Annotated in this window: 1 protein-coding gene; it reads right to left on the reverse strand. The window is 53.8% G+C overall.

The window, feature by feature from the left end; translation table 11 throughout:
• A partial coding sequence (locus GBI66_RS19385) for an Ig-like domain-containing protein (protein ID WP_171494362.1) occupies positions 1-223 on the reverse strand: 223 nt, incomplete at both ends.

The following is a 223-nucleotide window of genomic DNA, read 5'->3' on the forward strand; positions in this document are numbered from 1 at the left end:
ACGTTGATGGTGCTGTCTGCATCGGCACTCAAGTCGCTACCTGGAACGCTCACGCTCCACGTACCACCTGCCTGTACTGTGGTGTTGTACACCGTACCATTCACATTCACAGTCACGGCATCACCCACCGTGAAGCTGCCCACCACTGAACCACTCACGGTTTGGGTTGCACCTGCTTCAACGGCATTAATGATGTTGTCACCCGTAATTGGATTGACCACCA

The organism is Acinetobacter sp. TUM15071, from assembly GCF_008980925.1.
GTDB classification, from domain to species: Bacteria; Pseudomonadota; Gammaproteobacteria; order Pseudomonadales; family Moraxellaceae; genus Acinetobacter; species Acinetobacter dispersus.